The 20,691-nt window shown below is 63.8% G+C and carries 20 protein-coding genes; 13 read left to right on the top strand and 7 right to left on the bottom strand.

Annotated elements, in window-relative coordinates:
- The first annotated feature begins 55 nt into the window (after window positions 1-55).
- The 7 genes from QX041_RS18515 (at window position 56) to QX041_RS18485 (ending at window position 6,616) form a co-directional block, all read left to right on the top strand.
- Complete coding sequence (locus QX041_RS18515) at window positions 56-1,057, top strand: ABC transporter substrate-binding protein (RefSeq protein WP_315715431.1); 1,002 nt, start codon at window positions 56-58, stop codon at window positions 1,055-1,057.
- Window positions 1,058-1,082: 25 nt separating this feature from the next.
- Window positions 1,083-1,883, top strand: coding sequence for an ABC transporter ATP-binding protein (locus QX041_RS18510; RefSeq protein ID WP_315715299.1), 801 nt, complete (start codon window positions 1,083-1,085; stop codon window positions 1,881-1,883).
- An 83-nt stretch (window positions 1,884-1,966) separates the two neighbouring features.
- Window positions 1,967-2,695, top strand: coding sequence for an ABC transporter permease (locus QX041_RS18505; protein WP_315715432.1), 729 nt, complete (start codon window positions 1,967-1,969; stop codon window positions 2,693-2,695).
- Window positions 2,695-3,678, top strand: coding sequence for a 2-hydroxyacid dehydrogenase (locus QX041_RS18500; protein ID WP_315715300.1), 984 nt, complete (start codon window positions 2,695-2,697; stop codon window positions 3,676-3,678). The genes QX041_RS18505 and QX041_RS18500 overlap by 1 nt, the downstream gene beginning before the upstream one ends.
- 92 nt (window positions 3,679-3,770) lie before the next feature.
- Window positions 3,771-4,367 (top strand): AprI/Inh family metalloprotease inhibitor, encoded by a 597-nt coding sequence (locus tag QX041_RS18495; RefSeq protein ID WP_315715433.1) that lies wholly within the window; start codon window positions 3,771-3,773, stop codon window positions 4,365-4,367.
- Between the two features lie 159 nt (window positions 4,368-4,526).
- Window positions 4,527-6,179, top strand: coding sequence for a PAS-domain containing protein (locus tag QX041_RS18490; protein ID WP_316166204.1), 1,653 nt, complete (start codon window positions 4,527-4,529; stop codon window positions 6,177-6,179).
- Between the two features lie 107 nt (window positions 6,180-6,286).
- Window positions 6,287-6,616, top strand: a complete 330-nt coding sequence (locus QX041_RS18485; RefSeq protein ID WP_316166203.1) for a hypothetical protein — start codon at window positions 6,287-6,289, stop codon at window positions 6,614-6,616.
- Window positions 6,617-6,619: 3 nt separating this feature from the next.
- Here QX041_RS18485 and QX041_RS18480 read toward each other — a convergent pair whose 3' ends face one another.
- Window positions 6,620-8,095, bottom strand: coding sequence for a PLP-dependent aminotransferase family protein (locus QX041_RS18480; RefSeq protein WP_316166202.1), 1,476 nt, complete (start codon window positions 8,093-8,095; stop codon window positions 6,620-6,622).
- Between the two features lie 85 nt (window positions 8,096-8,180).
- Between QX041_RS18480 and QX041_RS18475 the strand changes: the two genes are divergently transcribed.
- Entirely contained in the window at window positions 8,181-9,041 is an 861-nt protein-coding gene (locus QX041_RS18475; protein ID WP_316166201.1) for a DMT family transporter, read from the top strand.
- 11 nt (window positions 9,042-9,052) lie between these two features.
- On the opposite strand, the gene QX041_RS18470 is transcribed toward QX041_RS18475, so the two are convergent.
- The 6 genes from QX041_RS18470 to QX041_RS18445 all read right to left on the bottom strand — a co-directional run bounded on the left by QX041_RS18470 (window position 9,053) and on the right by QX041_RS18445 (window position 15,836).
- Entirely contained in the window at window positions 9,053-9,766 is a 714-nt protein-coding gene (locus QX041_RS18470) for a hypothetical protein (RefSeq protein WP_316166200.1), read from the bottom strand.
- A gap of 149 nt (window positions 9,767-9,915) precedes the next feature.
- Entirely contained in the window at window positions 9,916-10,110 is a 195-nt protein-coding gene (locus QX041_RS18465) for a JAB domain-containing protein (RefSeq protein WP_315752322.1), read from the bottom strand.
- Between the two features lie 73 nt (window positions 10,111-10,183).
- Window positions 10,184-10,414 (bottom strand): helix-turn-helix domain-containing protein, encoded by a 231-nt coding sequence (locus tag QX041_RS18460; protein ID WP_083938734.1) that lies wholly within the window; start codon window positions 10,412-10,414, stop codon window positions 10,184-10,186.
- A gap of 512 nt (window positions 10,415-10,926) precedes the next feature.
- On the bottom strand, window positions 10,927-13,815 hold the full coding sequence (locus QX041_RS18455; protein ID WP_316159290.1) for an ATP-binding protein: 2,889 nt from the start codon (window positions 13,813-13,815) through the stop codon (window positions 10,927-10,929).
- 202 nt (window positions 13,816-14,017) lie between these two features.
- Window positions 14,018-15,025, bottom strand: coding sequence for an aldo/keto reductase (locus QX041_RS18450; protein WP_316159289.1), 1,008 nt, complete (start codon window positions 15,023-15,025; stop codon window positions 14,018-14,020).
- Between the two features lie 55 nt (window positions 15,026-15,080).
- Window positions 15,081-15,836, bottom strand: coding sequence for an alpha/beta fold hydrolase (locus QX041_RS18445; RefSeq protein ID WP_015669966.1), 756 nt, complete (start codon window positions 15,834-15,836; stop codon window positions 15,081-15,083).
- Window positions 15,837-16,174: 338 nt separating this feature from the next.
- On the opposite strand from QX041_RS18445, the gene QX041_RS18440 reads away from it, so the two are divergent.
- The 5 genes from QX041_RS18440 (at window position 16,175) to QX041_RS18420 (ending at window position 20,107) form a co-directional block, all read left to right on the top strand.
- A complete protein-coding gene (locus tag QX041_RS18440; protein WP_015669965.1) occupies window positions 16,175-17,110 on the top strand; it encodes a helix-turn-helix domain-containing protein in 936 nt (311 codons plus the stop codon).
- 91 nt (window positions 17,111-17,201) lie between these two features.
- Entirely contained in the window at window positions 17,202-17,873 is a 672-nt protein-coding gene (locus tag QX041_RS18435) for a type 1 glutamine amidotransferase domain-containing protein (protein WP_015669964.1), read from the top strand.
- A gap of 70 nt (window positions 17,874-17,943) precedes the next feature.
- A complete protein-coding gene (locus QX041_RS18430; RefSeq protein ID WP_315706373.1) occupies window positions 17,944-18,234 on the top strand; it encodes a putative quinol monooxygenase in 291 nt (96 codons plus the stop codon).
- A 159-nt stretch (window positions 18,235-18,393) separates the two neighbouring features.
- Window positions 18,394-19,284: an alpha/beta hydrolase gene (locus tag QX041_RS18425; RefSeq protein WP_316159288.1), complete on the top strand. Its 891-nt coding sequence runs from the start codon at window positions 18,394-18,396 to the stop codon at window positions 19,282-19,284.
- Between the two features lie 97 nt (window positions 19,285-19,381).
- Window positions 19,382-20,107: an alpha/beta hydrolase gene (locus QX041_RS18420; RefSeq protein ID WP_042340409.1), complete on the top strand. Its 726-nt coding sequence runs from the start codon at window positions 19,382-19,384 to the stop codon at window positions 20,105-20,107.
- The last annotated feature ends 584 nt before the right edge of the window (window positions 20,108-20,691 follow it).

Below are 20,691 nucleotides of genomic sequence, written 5' to 3'. Positions count from 1 at the left end.
CCAGAAAGAACCGGGGAGACCAGACATGGCGCAGGCGCTTCTGCCGCGAACGTTAATGGCGGCATTGCTGGTCCTCGGCGGGACTTTGGGCGGGACGATTTCGGCGGCCCACGCCCAGACCCTGGACAAGGTCTCGTTCGGCACCAACTGGGTTGCCGAGGCCGAGCATGGCGGCTTCTTCCAGGCGGTCGCCGACGGCACCTACAAGCGCTACGGTCTGGACGTGACGATCGTGCCGGGCGGTCCGAACGAGAACAACCGCATGCTGCTGATCTCGGGCAAGATCGAGTTCTTCATGGCCGCGAACACGCTGATGTCATTCGACGCGGTCGCCAACAACGTGCCGGTGGTGTCGATCGCGGCGATGTTCCAGAAGGACCCGCAGGTGTTCCTGACCCACCCGGAGTCCAGGATCACCAAGCTCGACGAGCTGAAGCCGCTCACCCTGTTCGTCTCCAAGGAAGGCATCTCCAGCTACTATCAATGGCTGAAATCGGAATACGGTTTCTCCGAGAAGAACGTCCGCCCCTACACGTTCAATCCGCAGCCCTTCATCGCCACGCCGCAGAGCGCAATGCAGGGCTATGTCACGTCGGAGCCGTTCGCGGTCGAGCGCGCCGCCGGCTTCAAGCCCGGCGTGATCCTGCTCGCAGACAACGGCTTCAACACCTATTCGACCCTGATCGAGACGCGGCGCGACCTGATCGAGAGCAAGCCGGACCTGGTGCAGCGTTTCGTCGATGCCTCGATCATCGGCTGGTACAACTACATCTACGGCGACAATTCGGCGGGCAATGCGCTGATCAAGAAGATGAACCCGGAGATGACCGACGACCTGCTGGCCTATTCGGTCGCCAAGATGAAGGAGTACGGCATCGTCGATTCCGGCGACAGCGTGGAGAAGGGCATCGGCGCCATGACGGAGGAGCGCATCGCCAGCTTCTTCGACAAGATGGTGCGGGCCGGCGTGGTCAAGTCGACGATCGACTATCGCAAGTCCTACACGTTGCGTTTCGTCAACAAGAGCGTCGGCATCGATCTCCGGCCGAAGAAGTAGGACGCTTGAGCGGCACTTTCAGCAAATGAGCTCCCCCCTTTCGTCCGAGCGCGCCGTCGCGACCGCGGTACGCCTGCGCGGCGTCACCAAGGTGTACGAGTCCGGCGTCGCCGCGCTGGGGCCGATCGATCTGACCATCGCCAAAGGCGAGTTCGTCTCGCTGCTGGGCCCCTCCGGCTGCGGCAAGTCGACGGCGCTGCGGCTGATCGCAGGCCTCGCGCGCCCGAGCGGCGGCGCGGTCGATGTCGCGGCGTCCGCGTCCGAGACGCATCCGGGCCATCGCATCGGCTTCGTGTTCCAGGAGCCGACATTGATGCCCTGGACCAGCGTGCGCGACAATGTCGGATTGCCGTTGAAGCTTGCGCATGTCCCGGCCATGGAGGCGCGGCCGCGGATCGATGCGGCCTTGGCGCAGGTCGGCCTGTCGGATTTTGCCGATGCGTTCCCGCGCGAATTGTCCGGCGGCATGAAGATGCGCGCTTCGCTGGCGCGGGCGCTGGTGACGCGGCCCGACATCCTGCTGATGGACGAGCCGTTCGCGGCCCTCGACGAGATCACGCGCTTTCGCCTCAACAACGACCTGCTGGCGCTGTGGCGCAGCCTGAACATGACCGTCCTGTTCGTCACCCATTCGGTGTTCGAGTCGGTCTACCTGTCGCAGCGCGTGCTGGTGATGACGGCGCGGCCCGGCCAGCTCAGTGCCGAAATCCGGATCGACGTCGACTCGCGCGATGATGCGTTCCGGGCCTCGCCGGACTACGCCGCATACTGCCGTCGCGTGTCCGACGCGTTGGCGCCGGCCTACACCGGAGTGCATGCGCTGTGAGCGGTGCCTCCGAGCGAGCGACATCCGTTGCGGGCGAGCGGCTGGCGAGCCTCGCCTTTCCGGCCTTGGTTTTCGTCGCAGCGATGACGGCGTGGGAGTTGGTGGTGCGCGTCAACGGCATCCAGCCCTATGTGCTGCCGGGGCCGCTGCTCATCCTGAAGACGTTGGTTGCCGACTGGGACATTCTGGCGCAGTCGCTGCTGACGACACTGGTCACCACGCTCGAAGGCTTCATCGCCGCCGCGCTCGGCGGCATCGCGCTGGCGCTGTTGTTCAACCAGTCGAGATGGCTGGAATGGGCGCTGTTTCCCTATGCCGTGGTGCTGCAGGTCACCCCCGTGATCGCGGTCGCACCGCTGCTCCTGATCTATCTGCCGCAGCAGACCGCGGTGGTCGTATGCGCCTGGATCGTCGGCTTCTTCCCGGTGCTGTCCAACACCGCGCTCGGGCTCAACTCGGTCGATCGCAATCTCGCCGGCCTGTTCCAGCTCTACGGCGCCTCGCGCTGGCAGACCTTGCGCTATCTGAAATTGCCCGCCGCTCTGCCCTACATTCTCGGCGGTCTGCGCATCGCCGGCGGCCTGTCGCTGATCGGCGCCGTCGTCGCCGAGATCGCCGCGGGCAGCGCCGGCGCGGGCTCAGGGCTCGCCTATCGCATCGCCGAATCCGGCTATCGTCTCAACATACCCCGCATGTTCGCAGCGCTGGTGCTGCTGTCGGTCGCCGGGATTGTCATCTATGGCTTGCTGGCGCTAGTTTCGCACCTCGTTTTGCGGCGCTGGCACGAGAGCGCGCTTGGAAAGGACAACTGATGGCGGCCACTTCGTCTGACAAGATCGATGTTCTGATCTATGGGCCGCTGCGGCCGATCCTGGAGAAAGGGTTCCCGGACGGCTTCACCGTGCACCATGCGACGACGCAGGCCGATCTCGAAGCGCTGCCGGCGGACGTGAAAGGGCGGATCCGCGGCGTCGCCGTGACCTTCCACACCGTGAAGACCGATGCCGCCGTGATGGCGATGCTGCCGAAGCTGGAGATGATCGCAAGCTTCGGCGTCGGCTATGACCATATCGCGGCCGCCCATGCCGGCCAGCACGGCATCATCGTCACCAACACGCCGGACGTGCTGACCGAGGAGGTCGCCGACGTCGCGCTCGGCCTGCTGATCGCCACCTGCCGCGAGTTCATCAAGGCCGATCGCTTCGTGCGCTCCGGCGAGTGGACGTCGAAGCCCTATCCGCTGAGCGTCGGCTCGCTGCGCGACCGCACCGTCGGCATGGTCGGCATGGGCCGCATCGGCCAGGCGATCGCGCGCCGGCTCGAAGCCTCGCTGGTGCCGGTGGTCTATCACTCGCGCAACCCGGCGGCGGGCGTCACCAACAAGCACTATCCCGACCTGCTCGCGATGGCCAGGGACGTCGACACGCTCATCGTGATCGTGCCCGGCGGCGCCGGCACCAACAAAATCGTCAACGCCGAGGTGCTGAAGGCGCTGGGGCCGCGGGGCGTCGTCGTCAACGTCGCCCGCGGCTCGGTGATCGACGAGCAGGCTTTGGTCGAGGCGCTGAAGTCCGGCACGATTCTCGGGGCCGGCCTCGACGTGTTCGAGAAGGAGCCGGTGGTGCCGGACGCGCTCAAGGCGATGGACAATGTCGTGCTGCTGCCACACATCGGCTCGGCTGCCATCGTAACCCGCAACGCGATGGATCAGCTGGTGGTCGACAATCTCAAGGTCTGGTTTGCCGGCAAGCCGCCGCTGACGCCCGTTCCGGAAACGCCGGTGAAAGGCCGCTGATGAAACGCTCGCTCCCAATGCTGATCGCGCTGCTGTCGTCAGTGGCGAGCGTCCCTGCCGTCGCGCAGGACGCCGCCGGCCTGAAGAAAGCGATGATCGGGCAGTGGGAGCTTGCGACCACCGAGCGCAGCAAGACCTGCGTCGTGACCCTGAAGCCGGACGCGGCGCCGCGCGGGCAGAAGCTCGAGCTGGAGCCGAGCTGCGCCGCCGCGCTGCCCTTCACCAAGGACATCGCCGGCTGGAACGTGAAGGGCCTCGACATCGTCAGTCTCCAGGCCGCCAATGGCGAAGCGGTGATCGACTTCACCGAGGTCGAGGCCGGCATCTTCGAGGGACTGCGCCAGGGCGAAGGCGTCTACATCCTGCAGAACCTGGCGGCGGCGCGGTCGCTGGCGAAATCGATGGACCAGATGATCGGCGACTGGGCCATGGTCCGCGGCAATGGCGCCACGATCTGCAGCCTGGTGCTGACCAACAACGACGCCGGCCACGACAACTTCCAGGTGTTCGTGAAGCCGAAATGCGACCCCATGATCGCAGCGTTCGCGCCGAGCCAGTGGCGGCTCGAGCACGGCCAGATGATGCTGATGTCCGACCGCGGCGAGACCTGGCGGTTCGAGGCGGACGACAATGCGCAGTGGCGGCTGGTGCCCGACAGCGCCAATCCGCTGATCATGCTCAGGCAGTAGGACGAGACGCGCGCCGTTGAGCGCCCTTGCCGTGCGGCGGGCAAGCTTCTTCCGGCATCGGATTTGGTTAACGGCCGGTTACACGCCTGTTCCACTGATTGGAACTTGTTGTTTACGCATCTTGCGTCTGATGGTTGTACTCCATCGAGGGGGACCGCCATGCGTGAGTTGTTGCGCCGGTTCAACAGGTCGCTGCCGTCGTTCAGCCTCAACGACAAGATCTCTGCGGCTGCGGCCGCGTTCGCCGTCCTGGTGATGCTGTCGACACTGGGCGCGCTGTCGGCGCTGCGCGAGCAGCGCCTGTTCTACGATCGGCTCGAAGCGCTTTCCATTGCAGCCCGCAACATCGAGCGCACCAACGCGCTGATCTACGCGGTCGTGATGGAATCGCGCGGCATCTACATGTCGTTGGACCGCACCGTCGCGCGGCGCTACGCCGATTCGCAGCTTGCGAAGATCGCGCAGCTGAGCAAGGTGGTCGACGAATGGGAAAGCCGGGTCACAGATGACGACGCCGCGCTGTTCGCCCCGTTCAGGAAGCGGATCGATCAGTTCGTCGCAATCCGCACCGAGATGGCGCGGCAGACGATCTCGGTCGGATCGTCGGCGGCGCGCGAGCTCGGCGACAATGACGAGAATCGCGCGGTGCGCACCGCGCTCAACGAGGACCTCGAGAAATTGTCGCGGCTCTATGCCGACCGCACCCGCGAGCTCGGCGAGGCGGCCGACGCGCGCGGCATGGCCGCGTTCTATCTGGGCGCGCTCGGGGCGGTGATCATCGTGCTGATCGCGGCCGCGGCGCTGGCGCTGCGCTGGGGCGTGCTGATGCCGCTGCTGGACATCGCCCGCGTCACCGACCGCATCGCCGCCGGCCGCATCAAGCTCAAGATTCCCCATGCGCGGCGCCATGACGAGATCGGACGGGTCGCCCATGCGGTGGAGACTTTCCAGAACGGCGCCTTCCGGATTCAGGAGCTCGAGCAGCACGAGGTCGAGATCGAACGCCAGCACGCCGACATCCTGCGCGAGCACGAGCGGCTGGAGCAGGGCGCGCTCAGCAACCAGCAGCGTCTGGATGCCGCAGTCGCCAACATGGCCCAGGGCCTGATCATGCTCGACAGCTTCGGCTATGTGCTGATCGTCAACGAGCAGTACCGCAAGCTCTACGGCGTTCCTGCCTCGGTTGCGAAGCCCGGTGCGCATGTACGCGAGATTCTCGCACACCGCGCCAAGCTCGGCCTGCTGCGTGAGAAGCCGTCGGAGTTCCTCGCCGCGCTACGGGAGCGCATGAAGGCGCGAAGGGCCGAGATCGTCGAGGTCGAGCTCGCCGACGGCCGCATCATCCGCATCTCGGAGCGTCCGATGGAAGGCGGCGGCTGGATCGCCACTCATGAGGATTTCACCGCGCAGCGCCGTGCCGAGCGCAAGCTCGTGCGCGCCGAATATTTCCTCGCCGCATTGCTGGAGAACATCCCGCAGGCGGTGCTGGCCAAGGATGCGCAGTCGCTGCGCTACATGTTCGTCAATCGCGCCGCCGAGCGTCTGTTCGGCGTGCCACGCAGCGACATCATCGGCCGCACGCCGGGCGAACTGTTCTCCGCGCCGACTGGCGCAATCCTCGAGGAAGCCGCCCGCGACCAGCTCGCAGAGCACGGCGACGATGAGCCGCGAGCCCATAGCATCCTCACACCCGGGAACGGTCCGCGCGACATCGTCGTGCGCCGGCTGCCGGTCTCGATCGGCGAGGGCGAGCCGAGATATCTCCTCAGCATCATCGAGGACCGCACCCAGGCTCAGCGCGTGGCGGCATGATGCGCCGCGTGGCAAGGCCGTGGATTGCCCTGCCTTGACGTCGCCTTGATCTGCATCAAGAACGGCCGCGCCGGGCGGACTAGCGTGCCCGGAACGGAGGCTTGTCCATGATCCGACGTCTGGGGATTTCCTTTGCTACCCGCCTTGGCGCTGCGGCGCTGCTCACGCTCGCCGTCGTCGCGCCGGTGCATCAGGCTGCCGCGCAGGACGTACTCGGCGGAGCGATCCTCGGCGGCGCCGGCGGAGCGATCCTGGGCGGCGCGATCGGCGGCGGCCGGGGCGCTGCGATCGGCGCCGTGATCGGGGCCGGTACCGGAGCTGCAATCGCGGCCGATGGCGAGCGCCGTCGTGGCGGCTATTATTCCTATCGCAACGGCTGCTATTTGCAGCGCGGCGACGGCTCATGGGTCCGCGCGCACCCGCGCTACTGCTACTAAGTCTTATCGGTCGGCTGAATTGACCGCCTGGTGGCGCGACGAACGCGCCGCCGGTGGCTTTGTCGCGCGCTCCAGCGCGTTGATGACGCGCGGATCCTCGCAATGCGCGACGTTGAAGCGCATCATCGTCGCGGCGGATTGCGCCGCGCTGAAGACGTCGCCGGGCGCGAGCACCACGTGTTCCTCGAGCGCGGCCTGGGCCACCTCGATCGCCGTACAGCCGTCCGGCAGCCTGCACCACAGATGAAAGCCGCCGCGTGGCATCAGCCATGGGGCGATACCGATGCGCTGCAGCCGTGCCGCCACGCGCGGCCGCGCTCGCGCAAGCCGTGCGCGCAGGTCCTCGACGTGCTTGCGGTAGCTGCCGCTGGTCAGTACCTGGGTCAGGGTCTCCGCGGCGAATTGTCCGGGACCGCCGAAGCCGGTCGCGATCTGCAGGTCGATCAGCGGTTCGATCCAGTCCGCGCGCGCCGCGATGTAGCCGCAGCGCACCGAGGCCGACAGAGTCTTGGAGAAGCTGCCGACCAGGATCACCCGCGTCAGCCCGTCGAGTGCGGCGAGCCGCGGCGACGGCTCGGGTTCGAAATCGCCGTAGATGTCGTCCTCGACGATGATCGTGTCATGCGCCGACGCGGCGTTGAGCAGCCGGTGCGCCGTCTGCAGCGACAGCGTCGCCCCGGTCGGATTGTGCAGACCGGAGTTGGTGATGTAGAGCCGCGGGCGCTCGGCCGCGAGTATCGCCTCGAACTGCGCGATGTCGGGTCCGCCCGGCGTCATCGGCACGCTGATGATCCGTGCCTGATGCGCGCGCAGCAGCGCGAGGAAGTTGAAATAGCAGGGATCGTCGACCAGCACGGCGTCGCCGGCACGCAGCAGCAGGCGGCAGATCAGGTCGATCGCCTGCGTGCCAGACGAGGTCAGCACCAACTGCTCGCTGAACGCGTCGATGCCGATGCCGGCAAGGCGGCCCTGCAGCAGCCGTCGTAGCGCCGCCGATCCTCGCGCTGCGCCGTAGTCGCTCAGCACAGGGCCGGCGCTGCGCGCCAGCGCGCGGACCGCGCGCCGCAGCGCGTCCTGCGGCATCCACTCGGCCGGCAGCCAGCCGCAGCCGGGCGTCAGCGTTCCCGGTCCGGCGTCGAGCGACTGCCGCGACACCCAGAACGGGTCGACCGCGCGCGGGCGGCGCGGCTCGCGATCGGCGAGGGCCAGCGGCGGCAGCGCCGTGTCGGCGACATAGAAGCCGGAGCCGCGCCGGGCACGGATCACGCCCTCGGCGGCGAGCCGGTCATAGGCCTCGACCACCGTGGCCGGCGACACGCCCATCGCCGCGGCGAAGGCGCGGATCGAGGGCAGGCGCTGGCCGGCGCTGAGCGCGCGTGTCGCCAGACGCTGCCGGATCGCATCGACCACGGCGATGGTCCGCGAGCCGCCTCGGCGGGAATCGGGCGTCCCTGGTCCCAAGTGTGTTGCCCTTTGCATCAGTACAGATTGTCGAAATTGTATCGGTTTGTCGCTGCCGCAACAAGCCTGATCGGGCTATGGGATCTGCGAGGAGGAGCCGTGCATGAAGGGTTCGATCGAAGGCTGGGGGAACGGCATCATCGGCATGGCGATCTTCAGCGGCTCGCTGCCGGCGACGCGGGTGGCACTGGAGGGCTTTTCGCCGCTGTTCCTGACGGGCGCACGCGCGACGCTCGCGGCCGTGCTGGGCGCGCTTTGTCTCATGCTGTTGCGGCAGCCGCTTCCCGGCCGGCGCGACCTGGTGTCGCTGGCGGTCGTGTCGCTCGGTGTCGTCATCGGCTTTCCGCTGCTCACCGCCCTGGCGCTCCAGCACATCACCTCGGCCCATGCGATCGTGTTCGTCGGTCTGCTGCCGTTGTCGACCGCCTTGTTCGGCGTGCTGCGCGGCGGCGAGCGGCCGCGGCCGCTGTTCTGGCTGTTCGCAGCACTTGGTGCTGCGGCGGTCTCGGGCTTCGCCCTGTCGCGGGACGGCGTCGCGGCGCCGATCGGCGATCTCGCGATGATCGCTGCGATCGTCGTCTGCGGCCTGGGCTATGCCGAGGGCGCCATGCTCACGCGCCGGCTCGGCGGCTGGCAGGTGATCTCGTGGGCGCTGCTGTTGTCTGCACCGCTGATGCTGTCGATGGCGGTGCTGACGCTGCCCGGCGCGTCACACGACATCACGGCCGCGGCGTGGCTGGGCCTCGCCTATGTCTCCGTCTTCAGCATGTTCGTCGGCTTCGCCTTCTGGTACCGCGGGCTCGCGCGCGGCGGCACTGCGACGGTGGGCCAACTGCAACTGCTGCAGCCCTTCCTCGGCCTCGGCTTCGCGAGCCTGCTGCTGCATGAGCCGGTGTCGGCAACGATGATTGCCGCAGCCGGAATCGTCGTCGTCTGTGTGGCAATGGCGCGCCGCTGGGCATGAGCCGTCGGCGGCTATTTGCGATGATAGAGTCCACTGAAGCTGACGCCGGCACCGCCGCAATCATTGTTGTCCTCGACCAGCAGAAGCGCGCCGATTCGCTGCAGGCGCACGCGGCACTCGTCGCCGGCATTCGGCCGCTCGAACGGTGTGCTGCCGTCGTCGACGAAGGCGATCAGGCCGCCCTTGGGCTCTGCCGTCGCGCCGAGCGATCCGTTGCGCAACTCGCGCCCGGCCGGCAACACCTGATCGCCTTCGATCCTGAGCCGGTTGCCGGCCTCCTTCCTGATCGTCAGTCCCCCTCCAGGGTGCTCCCAGCTTCCGGACCAGTCGGCCGTCGCCGGCGCGGCCATCGGCTCGACGGCGGTGAGGGCTGCGCGTGGCAACCAGCCGGTGGTCCAGATCTGGGCCTTCGCATGCGGCTGCTGGTAGCTGACGCAGACGAAATCGCCGCGGGTCCTTCCGATCAGCACGAGGTCGTCGCGGACGAGGTACGCCTTCTTCCGGCAGGCGTCGGTCGCAGCGGGACAGCCTGCGGCCTTGAAGTCATCGTCATAGGGGCTCTTGACGAAGTTCACGCGTGGCTGGCCGCTCACTTTGGCGACGACGAGCGGCCGCGCATCGTCCCAGCCGATGCCATTGCAATTGGCGGGATCGTTGGCGTCGTAGGCAGCCGCCGCCGTGACGGTCAGGACGCCGAGGATCAGTCCGATGAAGGGCGCGCGCATCCGTCATTCCTCTCCACGCTTCGCCCGCATTAGCCGGCGCGGGAAGACGTCCGGTTCAAACCGGCCCGACGTTTCGTCCATCCCGCGGCGATCTTTTGGCAGCTCCGACCGCAGCACGCTGCATGCGTCGTCTCGTCGGCGTCGCGCCTTCACATCACCCCGATGCTCTTCAGGCTGGTGTGGCCATTCCTTCCGACGATGATGTGGTCGTGAACCGTGATGCCCAGCGGCTTGGCGATCTCCACGATCGTCTTGGTCATCCGGATGTCGGCCTGCGACGGCGTCGGATCGCCCGAAGGGTGATTGTGCATGAGCGTAGCGCCGCAGCTATGTAATTGAAGAATAACGGATTTAGCAGGCCGACCATCAAGCGGGGGACGGAGAGTGGGGACGGTAGTGCACGCCAAATCGTGATCATCACGCCTGATCAGGCCCAGTCATCGGTGATCGTCCTGGCGCACGGCAGGACACCATGTTTCTCTTGTCCCAAGCATCGAGTTCGCCAACCGGATATAGGACCGCTTTCCCGATTTTGACGAAGGCGGGTCCGACGCGCATCGCTCGCCAGTTGCGAAGGGTCCCGACGCTGACCGCGCCACGGTAGCGCTCCGAGACTTCCTCTGGCGTCAGATATTTTCGATCGTCCATTGCCGCACTCCCGATCACGCGACCATGAATTCAGTAATTCACGGTCCTGAACGCTCTCGGAAGCTGGATGCATTGTCGATAGTGAAAGAGAAGGCTAACGGCCACGCAAAGGCGTATCGTCCACGTCAACCCGAGATCGAGCCGAATATTTCGACGAGATCGAGCACGTGAAAATCACGAAGGACATGCTCGAGCCGAAGGACCTCCGGAAGATCCTTCTCGTCAGCCCGGATCGAGCTCGGAACTCGGACCCGCGGCGTTTTCACAGAGTTAGGGTCAAAAGCGACCGTCACAGCGCAATCGCGTTTTGGTCCGCTTTCCCTCCAACACCGGACGCAGCCGGCGTCGGTGGCAAGGTCAGAGATGGACCAGAAGCGGAAGTATCCGCGAGAGTAGCGGATGCCCGAGGCATTTGCCGCGCTCCAGAAGTCGAGTAAAAATCCAATCAGAACTCGTAGCCCTTCTGACCGATGGCTTGCCAGTTGCACCAACTTGTGCTCGGGGGCATGTTTTTAGAGTCCTACGCCACTTGTACGGTTCTCTATCTGAGCCAACAATCGGGAGGCACGAACAAGGTCTTGCGTACCAAACCCTTCGGTGAATTCGCCAAAAATCGGAGCGAGCAATTGAACCGCGTCCATCTCGCGGTTTGTCGCCGCCCAATGAGCGGCGAGGTCGGTGGCGATCCGAAGCGCGAAAGTTAACGCGCCGATAGCGCGAGCTTCAGCCAGCGCCTCCTTTAATAGCTTTTCAGCGCGGACTGTTTCGCCATCCTCAAGAAGGATAGATGCATTGACTCGCTGAAGTTCCGAGCGGCACCAGCGCTCGCCCTGCCTTTCCTGATAGTCGATGGCGCGCGTGACGGCGTCACGCGCTTGCGCGATCCGCCCTTGCCGCAGATAAGCACGAGCGAGGAAAGCCAGATAGCTGCCGATCCGCATCAGAAAGCGGCATTCGATCAGTTCGTCAATCGCGGCCCGAATATCCTCCACCGCGCGCGGATCGCTGCGCAATTCGCGCAGGCAGGCGGAGAAATAGCGCTCGACCGAAACCCAGCGCCAGATGCGCTCGCGTTCCAGATTGCGACGCAGGCGTTCCGTGAACATATCGAGCGCGTCAAGATCGCCGATTTCAAGCGAGATAGGAAGTGCGGCGAGCCCAAGTGCGTTCGACTGCGACACCCAATGGCCACCGCGGTCCGCAGCATCAACGGCCTCACGCGCCAGTCGAGCGGCGTAGTCGGCCTGCCCCTGCATCCACACTACAAAAGGCATGTTGGTGCGGACGGTGATGAAGCGGTAGACCTCATTCGCATCCTTGCGCGAACGCCCCCGGACTAGCGAATGGGTTGACGCGAGACGATCGAGAACCGGGCGGCTTTTGCTTAATTCGCCGGCGAAGGCGTGGGCCCAGGCCAGGGCCTTGTCGGCTTCGGATGTCGCCGTCGAATCGGGGTCTCGGTCGGCCAGCGAGGTGGCCTCCTCGAGATAAGTGATGGCACGTGCGATCTCGCCGATCTGGAGCAGATAGAACGCAAAACCCGTCAGCGCGCGCTGCTGAAGGTCGACACTGTCAGCACGCCTTGCGAATGCGATTGCGTCAAGCCAGGTGACTTCGTTCTCGTTCGAACTCTTGCGGGCGTAGAAGAGGCTCCATCCGAGGGCACAGGCGAGCTTTGCCTTGGACAGATCGTCGCATGGAACGCGCTTGGCCAACGCGAGTGCGACCTCCAACCGCGCTTGCGCCTCCGACAGGATGGAGGTCTCCGACCACAGGGTGATCGCAGCAACCGCAAGCCTGATTCCGAGGATGTCATCGCCCTGCTCGCCGAACGACCATGAAAGCGCACTTCTCAAATCGGCAATGCGGCCAAGGTAGCGCTCGGTCCAATCGGTCGGCTCGCGCCATTTCCAATCCTCCTCGGATTGCTCGAACAGCGCAGCCATGCGCTCCGCATGGCGGCGCATCGCCCCGCTGCACGCCGGATCGCCCCGACGCCGCTCGGCGGCATAGCGACGCGTGCTATCGAGCAGCCGGTAGCGCAGGCTCGCGCCCCGCGCCTGCGCGCTCAACAGTGATTTGGCGACGAGACTGCCGAGTGCGGTCGCGACGTCGATCGGCGTGAGACCTGCCGCTTCCGCGACGAAGACCGCATCCTCGTGCTCGAACCCGTCACTGAACACTGACAGCAGGGCGAAGAGCCTGGCTTCCGTCTGCGACAGCAGCCGGTAGCTCCAATCGATCGTTGCCATCAGGGTTTCATGGCGCGGCGGCCCGGCGGCGGCCCCGGTCGCGCTAAAGCCAAGCCTCTGATCGAGGACGACCAACAGCTCCCGCGGGGTGAACCTGCCGATCTGGGCGGCAGCCAATTCGATGGCTAGGGGAAGCCCGTCCAGCGAATGACAGACCGCTGCGATGGCGTCGCAATCCTCGTCGACGAACTCGTAATCCGACCATTCGGCGGCGCGTCGAACGAACAACTCCACCGCCGGGAATCTGACGGCCTGATCCACCGACAGCCCAAGGCCTGAACTCGGAGCAGATAGAGAGCCAAGCCGCACGACGTGCTCAGTGGTGGTGCCGAGCGGCTCGCGACTCGTGGCAAGCAGCCGGGATGGCGATGTGTCCGTCATGAACTTGCTGGCAAAGATCGTGGCGGCTGGCAGCACATGCTCGCAATTGTCGAGGATGAGCAGCATCTGCCGCGGCCTCAGATAGTCGAGGACAGCAGCCAGCCCCATGTCCGTATTGCCTCGGATACCGAGTGCCGTCACGAGCGCCGCGCCGAACAGAGTAGGATCGGAGATTGTCGCGAGATCGATGAAGCAGACGCCGTCGCGATACCTTGACACGAACGCCTGGGCGACGGCCAGGGCTACGGTCGTCTTACCGATCCCTCCTGCGCCGGTCAGGGTCACGTGCCTGTCCTCGGCGAGCAGATCGGCGATTTCAACGATATCGGCTTCGCGGCCGACGATGCCGCGCGGCGATGGCGCATGCGAAAGCGGGAGCGGATCGGCCAGCGCAGGCTCCCCCTCGATCTCGCCGATGCCGACCCGGACATCGGCGATGAACTTGTACCCACGCCGCGCCACGGTCGCGATGTAGATGGGCTCGATCTGGGTATCTCCCAGCGAGCGCCGCAAGCTCCACATATTGACCTTAAGATTGCTGTCGTGGACGAACGTGCCCGGCCAGGCTGCCGCCATCAGCTCGTTCTTGCTGACCAGCTCGCCGCGGCGCTGCACCAGCAGCCGCAAGAGCTCGAAGGCGCGTCCGCCAATCTTGACGGGGCGCTCGTCTAGAAGAAGCAACTGACGGCCGGGGACCAGTCGAAACGGGCCGAAGCTGAATGTCAGCTTCTGTCGAGGTGCGCCCCGTTGCCGTCTGGCCGTCCGCATTTCGCATTGCCAATCGATCGAAGAGATCGCTTGGTATTATCATGCACTGCAAACTTGTTGAAGTGAGCCGTTCTGACTTTCACGACCGCTGCGCAAAACCACGCGGGTGTGGCTATTTTTTTGGCTTGCGAAGAACCGCTGTGCTCACAATCTCGACGCTTCATTGGTCGGAACCTCGGCGAACCACCCTCTCACACCCACTTCAACCGGGGAGCGGAGCTGCGGAGTTGACGAGCGCCTGCGAGCGCAGCTCGCGCCAGAAATCGACGGGGACGACTTCCTCGAGCGCGGCGCGATCCTCGGCAATGCGGCCTGGACGGCTCGCGCCGGGAATGACGGCAGCCACCACCGGGTTAGCCAGCACGAACTGGAGGCCCGCCGCCTTCATGCTGATGCCGTAGCGGTCGGCGATTGCCTTGATCCTCCCCACCTTGTCGATGATTTCCGGGGGCGCCGGCGCATATTCAAAATTCGGGCCGCCGACGAACGCGCCCGAACTGTAGGGGCCGCCGACGACAATCGCGAGCTCATGCTCCGCAACCATCGGGATCACACGCTGAAGCGCCCTCGCATGGTCGAGCAGCGTGTAGCGGCCCGCGAGAAGGAAGCCGTCGGGGCGCGGCTCTTCCAGCGCCAGCAGCAGTTCGATCGGCTCGACCCGGTTGACGCCGAGGCCCCACGCCTTGATCACGCCTTCGTCGCGTAGCCGGTCGAGCGCCTTGAACGCCCCCTTGCGTGCGCTTTCGAACACCGAAAGCCATTCGTCGCCGTAGAAGTCCTGCGCCACGTCATGCACGAAGGCGATGTCGATGTGGGAGGTCGCGAGCCGCTTCAGACTGTCTTCGATCGAGCGCAGCGTCGCGTCTTCGGAATAGTCGTTCACAATCTTGTTCGGACGCCCGTATTTGAACACATCCCCCTTCTCGCCGAGGTCGCGGGCGCCGACATCCTCGATCTCGTCCAGGATCAATCTTCCGACCTTGGTGCTGACGACATAATCGCTTCGCGGCCGGTCGGCGAGCGCGGCGCCCATGCGGATCTCGGCAAGACCCGCGCCATAGAAGGGCGCGGTGTCGAAATAGCGGATGCCGTCGTCCCAGGCCGCACTCACCGTCGCGAGCGCTTCCTGCTCCGGGATGTCGCGAAACATGTTGCCGAGCGGCGCCGCGCCGAAGCCCAATCTTCCCGGCAGAATATTCTTGAGGGCCATGTTGCGTGTCCTCGTCTGCGACAGGCAAGTCCGCCCGTGCGCGGCGCCGCCCGTCTCATTCGGTCGCGGAGGTATCCGCGCTTCTGATGAAGGCCGCGACCTCGCGCGGATGCGACAGCATCACCGCGTGGCCGCTTTTGATCTCCGTCACCTTCGCGCCCGAGCGCTTGGCCATGGTGCGCAGCCAGGTCGGCGGGATAATGTGATCCTCCATCGTGACCATGTAATAGGTCGGCTTGGTCTTCCAGGCCACGCGGTCGACCTTGGACTGCACCGCCTGCAATCCAAACGGCAATTGCGCCGCAGCCATGAAGCGCGCGGTCGCAGCGTCGACGCCGCCGGCGAAAGAGGTCGGGAATTTGTCGCGGTCGACGAAGATAAAGTTGCCTTCGACGACGAGCGGACCCTTTTGCTCGCCGGCGGGCACTGAGCCTTCCGACAGCGTGCTGACAGACTCTCCGGCGTCGGGAGCATATGCCGCGAGATAGACAAGGCTCTGAACCTTCGGATTGTCGCCGGCCTCCGTGATGACCATGCCACCATAGGAATGTCCGACGAGGATGACCGGATGCCGCGCCTTGGCGATCACGCGTTCGGTCTCCGCGACATCGTCACGAAGCGAGATCGTCGGCTGCTGGACGACGAGCACTTCATAGCCCGCATTCGAGAGAATGTCGTAGGTGTCCTTCCAGCCCGAGCCGTCGACGAAAGCGCCGTGGACAAGGACGATGGAAACGGTTTTCTCGGCGGCCACCGCGGGGACGGCCGTTGCGATCGACATTGCAACAAGCGCGGAAATAAGCGGCTTCATAGCAGGCTCCGATCCTTGATACGGCGACATTGCCGTTTGATGAGCTTCATTAGCGCAGCTGAGAAGTTGCGGTATTCCCGATTCCTGCGCGACGATGGACGCATCTTGCTCATCTTCGATGAGAGCAGCTTTCGAAGCGGCGGTGCGCGTGCTCCAACCTTTTGCTTTGCTTGCCTTTTACTTCTTTTAACCGTGCCGCCTCTGGACTTCGCTATCGGTCCTTGTGAGAAATTCAGGATCGGCGTGGCAGCGGGCCGGGGCTGCACTCATTTACCGGATGGAATGATCGCTCTCTTGCGATACGGGGCCGGGATTCGCCGCAACTTGCGGAGGTCGTGATGGCACTCGTGACTCATGGAGATCAGAAGTACCAGAACAGCGAGAAGCTCGCGGCGGCCAACGATTGGCCAGGGCTGAGCATCGAACATCGCAAGTTCGAAGCGGGGCGCCAGGCGACGCCGGTGCCTATCTGCACCGAACTGGTAATGCTACTGTCCGGCGGCGGGATGGTGTGTCGCACCGGCAACGGTGAAGTCCAGAAAAGCCTCGCGCGCCCCGGCATGAGCTACCTCGTTCCGGTCGGGACGCAGGAGAGCCATCTCGAGCTTTCGGACCGGATGGAGTGTCTTCACCTCTACCTCCCGCCGGCGCTGCTGGACCAGAGCGCGCTTGCGGACTTCAATATCGATCCGGCAAGGATCGAGATCGCCTACGCCCACGGTCTGACGGACCAGGTGCTCTTCCACATCTGCTCGCCGCTTCGGGATCTGCTTCATCGTCCGCGCCAGTCGACTGACGCGCTGTTCGTGGAGGGAATTCAAGTCGCGCTTGCAGCGCATCTCCTGGGCAACTATACGATCGACCGCTGGCGTGCGCCCGACAGGTCTCCGTCGCTCGATCCACGGCGCCTGCAGCGCGTGCTCGATTATATCGAGTCGTCTCTGGGAGACGAAATCAGACTCGAGGATCTGGCGGCTCAGGCCTGTCTCAGCCCCTATCATTTCTCCCGGCTGTTTCGCGAGGCGACGGGATTGTCACCGCACCGATACGTGACCGATCGGCGCGTCCAGGCTGCGCGGCACGAGCTCGCGCGCAACCGACTGTCGCTGGTCGAAATCGCCCTGGAGTTCGGTTTTGGCTCGCAAGCAAACTTCACGCGCGTCTTCCGCAAGGCCGCAAGCCTTACGCCGGGGCAGTATCGCGAGTTGTGCTGCGGCCAGATCGAGGTGAATGCCGATCGTTCCGATGCGGAGTACCGCAGGGATTGCTCATGATCCCGCAGGATTCGGAAATACGGTTCTGGGCCGCGCGGGTAGTGTCGTTGCGGCGCTCTTCGACTTTATGGATACCTCCAGGAAACGAATCATGACTCAACACGTCCTGTTTATCGTCAGCAACGCAGCGGTGATCGGCCCGCAAAATCGTAAGACGGGCTTCTTTTTCGCCGAGGTCGCGCATCCGTTCGATGTTCTTGACAAGGCAGGCATCGCCGTTGAGTTCGCTTCCTTGAGAGGCGGATGGACGCCCTACGATGCCTACGACGAGAAAGATCCTGCGGAAAAGGCCTTTCTTGAAAGCAAGGCTTTTCGCCGCCTCAATCGCAGCCGCAAACTTGCCGAGGTGGATGCTGCGGATTTTGATGCCATTCTCGTGCCCGGCGGGCTCGGGCCGATGGTCGACATCCAGCGTAACCCCATCGTTCAAAATGCAGTCGTGCGCGCCTGGAGCACGGGAAAATTCGTGACGGCCGTTTGTCACGGTCCGTGCGCGCTTCTCGGGGTGGACCTTGGCGATGGCAAGCCATTCGTGCAGGGCAAGAAGCTGACTTCGTTCTCGAAGAAGGAAGAGTACGACTACGCGCGCGAAGATGTTCCCTACGAACTTGAGGACGCCCTGCGGGCAGAGGGCGCCGAATATACGTCCGTGGCAAACTGGGAACCTCACGTTGTCGTCGATGGACGTCTCATCACCGGCCAGAATCCCGCCTCAGCCGGGCGCCTGGCAAAAGAGCTGCTGGCAGCACTGAGAAAATTATAAGACAGGCAGCCGAACATCGCCTGGCTGAACTGAAGCCAGCAGTCACTCTGAAAAGTTTTGGTCGATCGCGATGCCGTCGAAGATTACTGCTCTTCTGGTTGCTCACCCCGGCAAAAGCGATGAGCTGAGAGAACTTCTGGTCGGCCTTGCGCCGCATTGCAGGGCAGAGCCCGGTAATCTGCGTTGGGACGTTTGGCGCGACACTTCGAACGATCATCGTTACGTCCTTGATGAGCTCTACCGAGATATCACTGCGGTCGAAGCACATCGCGCCTCGCAACATTACCAGGCCTACTTGGCCAGGGTTCCCGAACTGGCCGAACGTACGGCAGTAATCGCGGAATCCGTAGACGTGAGATAATCGGGTTTGAGGAACGACGTACCGTATAAAGGAGTTGCCATGCGCCTTTCTTGCGCGACTCTCATCGCCTTAACCATTGTAAGCGCACATCCATCGCTCGGGAGGTCCACGGCTTCTGCATGTGGACCGGGGGCAACGCCCGCTCATCGTTGCGGGCCAATGCCCGGCGGCAGCGTAGGCGATTTAACCGTTCATTACCGCACGGCCGCCATCAGCGGCGTGAACGTGTTCTACCGCGAAGCTGGGCCAGCAGATGGGCCCGTCGTTCTCCTTCTGCACGGCTTTCCGACGTCCTCACACATGTTCCGCAATCTGATTCCGAATCTAGCCCACCGATACCGTATCATCGCGCCGGATTACCCCGGCTTCGGGCAAAGCGATGCGCCGGATCGCAACCGCTTTTCCTATAGTTTTGCGAACTATGCCGAGATGATCGACGCCTTGCTGAATCAACTCGGAGCGAAACGCTACACCATGTACGTCATGGATTACGGCGCACCGGTCGGCTATCGCCTCGCCCTCAAGCATCCGGAGCGCGTGACTTCCCTCATCATCCAGAACGGCAACGCTTACGAAGAAGGATTGCGGGAAGCTTGGGACCCGATCAAGGCGTATTGGAGGGAAGGAACGGAGGAGCGGAGGAATGCGCTTTCATCCCTCGTCTCTCTCCGCGCGACTAAATTCCTATACACCGATGGCGTCCGCGATCTGACGCGCATAAGTCCTGACAATTGGGTGCAAGACCAAGCGCTGCTGGATCGTCCCGGCAATAAGGACATTCAGCTCGACCTGCTCTACGACCACGCGACCAATATCCCGCTTTATCCGGCGTTCCAAGCGTTTTTCCGCGAAAGGAAGCCGCCCGCTCTAATCCTCTGGGGCAAGAACGACAAGGTCTTCGCTGAAGCCGGCGCACATTCCTATTTGCGCGACTTGCCAGACGCCGAGTTACACATCCTCGACACCGGTCACTTCGCACTTGAGGACCAACTCGACGTGATGGCGCCGCTGATCAGCGACTTCCTCGACCGAACGAATGAACGGCCCTGACGCAAGACTTTCGCACGAACTTAAAGGTAGCCGATCTATCACGACGCCCCACAACACGAAAGGAATTCCTGTGAACTATTTGGCATCTCTGCTGGCAATGTGCGCGCTCGCTATCACGTCGAACTCCGCGGGAGCTCAGCAACAGAAAACGACATCGGTCGTCCTTGTGCACGGCGCGTTTGTCGATGGCTCAGGCTGGCAAGCGGTATACGATCTCCTTAAAAAGGGCGGATACGAAGTGCTGGTGGTCCAGAATCCGACCATCACGCTCGAGGGTGACGTCGCCGCCACGGAAGCCGTGATCGCAGCAGCCAAATACCCTGTTGTGCTGGTTGGCCACTCGTATGGCGGCATGGTGATCACACAGGCTGGCGACAATCCGAAGGTCAAGAGCCTGGCTTACATCGCGGCCTTTGCGCCGGACGCTGGCGAATCTGCCGCATCCCTGAATGACTGGCCGGCAGAGCCTGGCGAGGCGAAGGCGCCCCTGCTGCCGCCGCAAGACGGTTACCTGCTGGTCGATCCCGTGAAGTTCCCGACTTCCTTTGCGGCGGATTCCCCTGCGGCGCTGACTGAGTTCATGGCGGCCGCGCAAGTGCCATGGGGACTGAAAGCCGTCGAAGCCAAGACCACAAAAGTGGGCTGGAAGGCAAAGCCGAGTTCCTTCCTGATCCCGTCTCAGGACCGCATGATAACCCCCAGTTCACAGAGAAAGATGGCTAAGCGAAGCGGTGCGCGAGTGGAAGAAATAAATAGCAGCCACGCAGTGATGCTGTCTCATCCGCGGGAGGTGGCCGCGTTTATCGAGTCTGCCGACCGGTAATCGACGCAAAACGGATCAACTTATTCGAGGCCTAGCGACGCTAATGAAGACGGCGGGTTGTGTGCTGATGGGTCAGCGCAGGATGCATCAACCTCGGGGCGCGCGAAGGATTATGGCCTTCGTACGCCAAGCCCGTCGTACAGCTCGTCTATCCGCAACCAACGAAGCGCGGGCGCAGGTTGTTTGTCCTCTCAGCGATGCCCAGACAGATCGCAATTCTGATCGCGCATATGCTCGGCCCAGCGCTGCAAATACATTCAGCAACTGGATTGATTAGAACAGGCTGGGGTGCGTCATTCGCTGGCAGAGTGCTTTCGCGAGTTGCGGCTATAGCGTGTGGAAGCAGCTGCTCAGTATCGTCTGGTGATAGTAACCGATTGCTGGTCTAATTCGCCAAAATTTCTCTATACCGTCCGCGTGGGCTAAGGAGCCGTTGAACAAAGTGCGGATGTCTCTGGACCAAAACCAGTCTTTCGCCGGGGATGCTGCCGCTGATCGGCTTTGGGTCGATTCCGTTGAAAAAGTCGGCAGTAGTTTCGTCGTGAACGCCATCTGTTTCGAGGACGAATTGGCGCGGTGTGGTT

Source organism: Bradyrhizobium sp. SZCCHNRI2009 (assembly GCF_032485115.1).
In the GTDB taxonomy this organism is placed as follows: Bacteria; Pseudomonadota; Alphaproteobacteria; order Rhizobiales; family Xanthobacteraceae; genus Bradyrhizobium.
This window is presented reverse-complemented; position numbering and strand designations above follow the sequence as displayed.

Bases quoted from the DNA above. Each gene is read 5' to 3' on its own strand.
- QX041_RS18515 (WP_315715431.1), top strand. From the start codon at position 56: ATGGCGGCATTGCTGGTCCTCGGCGGGACTTTGGGCGGGACGATTTCG.
- QX041_RS18510 (WP_315715299.1), top strand. From the start codon at position 1,083: ATGAGCTCCCCCCTTTCGTCCGAGCGCGCCGTCGCGACCGCGGTACGC.
- QX041_RS18505 (WP_315715432.1), top strand. From the start codon at position 1,967: ATGACGGCGTGGGAGTTGGTGGTGCGCGTCAACGGCATCCAGCCCTAT.
- QX041_RS18500 (WP_315715300.1), top strand. From the start codon at position 2,695: ATGGCGGCCACTTCGTCTGACAAGATCGATGTTCTGATCTATGGGCCG.
- QX041_RS18495 (WP_315715433.1), top strand. From the start codon at position 3,771: ATGATCGGGCAGTGGGAGCTTGCGACCACCGAGCGCAGCAAGACCTGC.
- QX041_RS18490 (WP_316166204.1), top strand. From the start codon at position 4,527: ATGCGTGAGTTGTTGCGCCGGTTCAACAGGTCGCTGCCGTCGTTCAGC.
- QX041_RS18485 (WP_316166203.1), top strand. From the start codon at position 6,287: ATGATCCGACGTCTGGGGATTTCCTTTGCTACCCGCCTTGGCGCTGCG.
- QX041_RS18480 (WP_316166202.1), bottom strand. From the start codon at position 8,095: ATGCAAAGGGCAACACACTTGGGACCAGGGACGCCCGATTCCCGCCGA.
- QX041_RS18475 (WP_316166201.1), top strand. From the start codon at position 8,181: ATGAAGGGTTCGATCGAAGGCTGGGGGAACGGCATCATCGGCATGGCG.
- QX041_RS18470 (WP_316166200.1), bottom strand. From the start codon at position 9,766: ATGCGCGCGCCCTTCATCGGACTGATCCTCGGCGTCCTGACCGTCACG.
- QX041_RS18460 (WP_083938734.1), bottom strand. From the start codon at position 10,414: ATGGACGATCGAAAATATCTGACGCCAGAGGAAGTCTCGGAGCGCTAC.
- QX041_RS18455 (WP_316159290.1), bottom strand. From the start codon at position 13,815: ATGCGGACGGCCAGACGGCAACGGGGCGCACCTCGACAGAAGCTGACA.
- QX041_RS18450 (WP_316159289.1), bottom strand. From the start codon at position 15,025: ATGGCCCTCAAGAATATTCTGCCGGGAAGATTGGGCTTCGGCGCGGCG.
- QX041_RS18445 (WP_015669966.1), bottom strand. From the start codon at position 15,836: ATGAAGCCGCTTATTTCCGCGCTTGTTGCAATGTCGATCGCAACGGCC.
- QX041_RS18440 (WP_015669965.1), top strand. From the start codon at position 16,175: ATGGCACTCGTGACTCATGGAGATCAGAAGTACCAGAACAGCGAGAAG.
- QX041_RS18435 (WP_015669964.1), top strand. From the start codon at position 17,202: ATGACTCAACACGTCCTGTTTATCGTCAGCAACGCAGCGGTGATCGGC.
- QX041_RS18430 (WP_315706373.1), top strand. From the start codon at position 17,944: ATGCCGTCGAAGATTACTGCTCTTCTGGTTGCTCACCCCGGCAAAAGC.
- QX041_RS18425 (WP_316159288.1), top strand. From the start codon at position 18,394: ATGCCCGGCGGCAGCGTAGGCGATTTAACCGTTCATTACCGCACGGCC.
- QX041_RS18420 (WP_042340409.1), top strand. From the start codon at position 19,382: ATGTGCGCGCTCGCTATCACGTCGAACTCCGCGGGAGCTCAGCAACAG.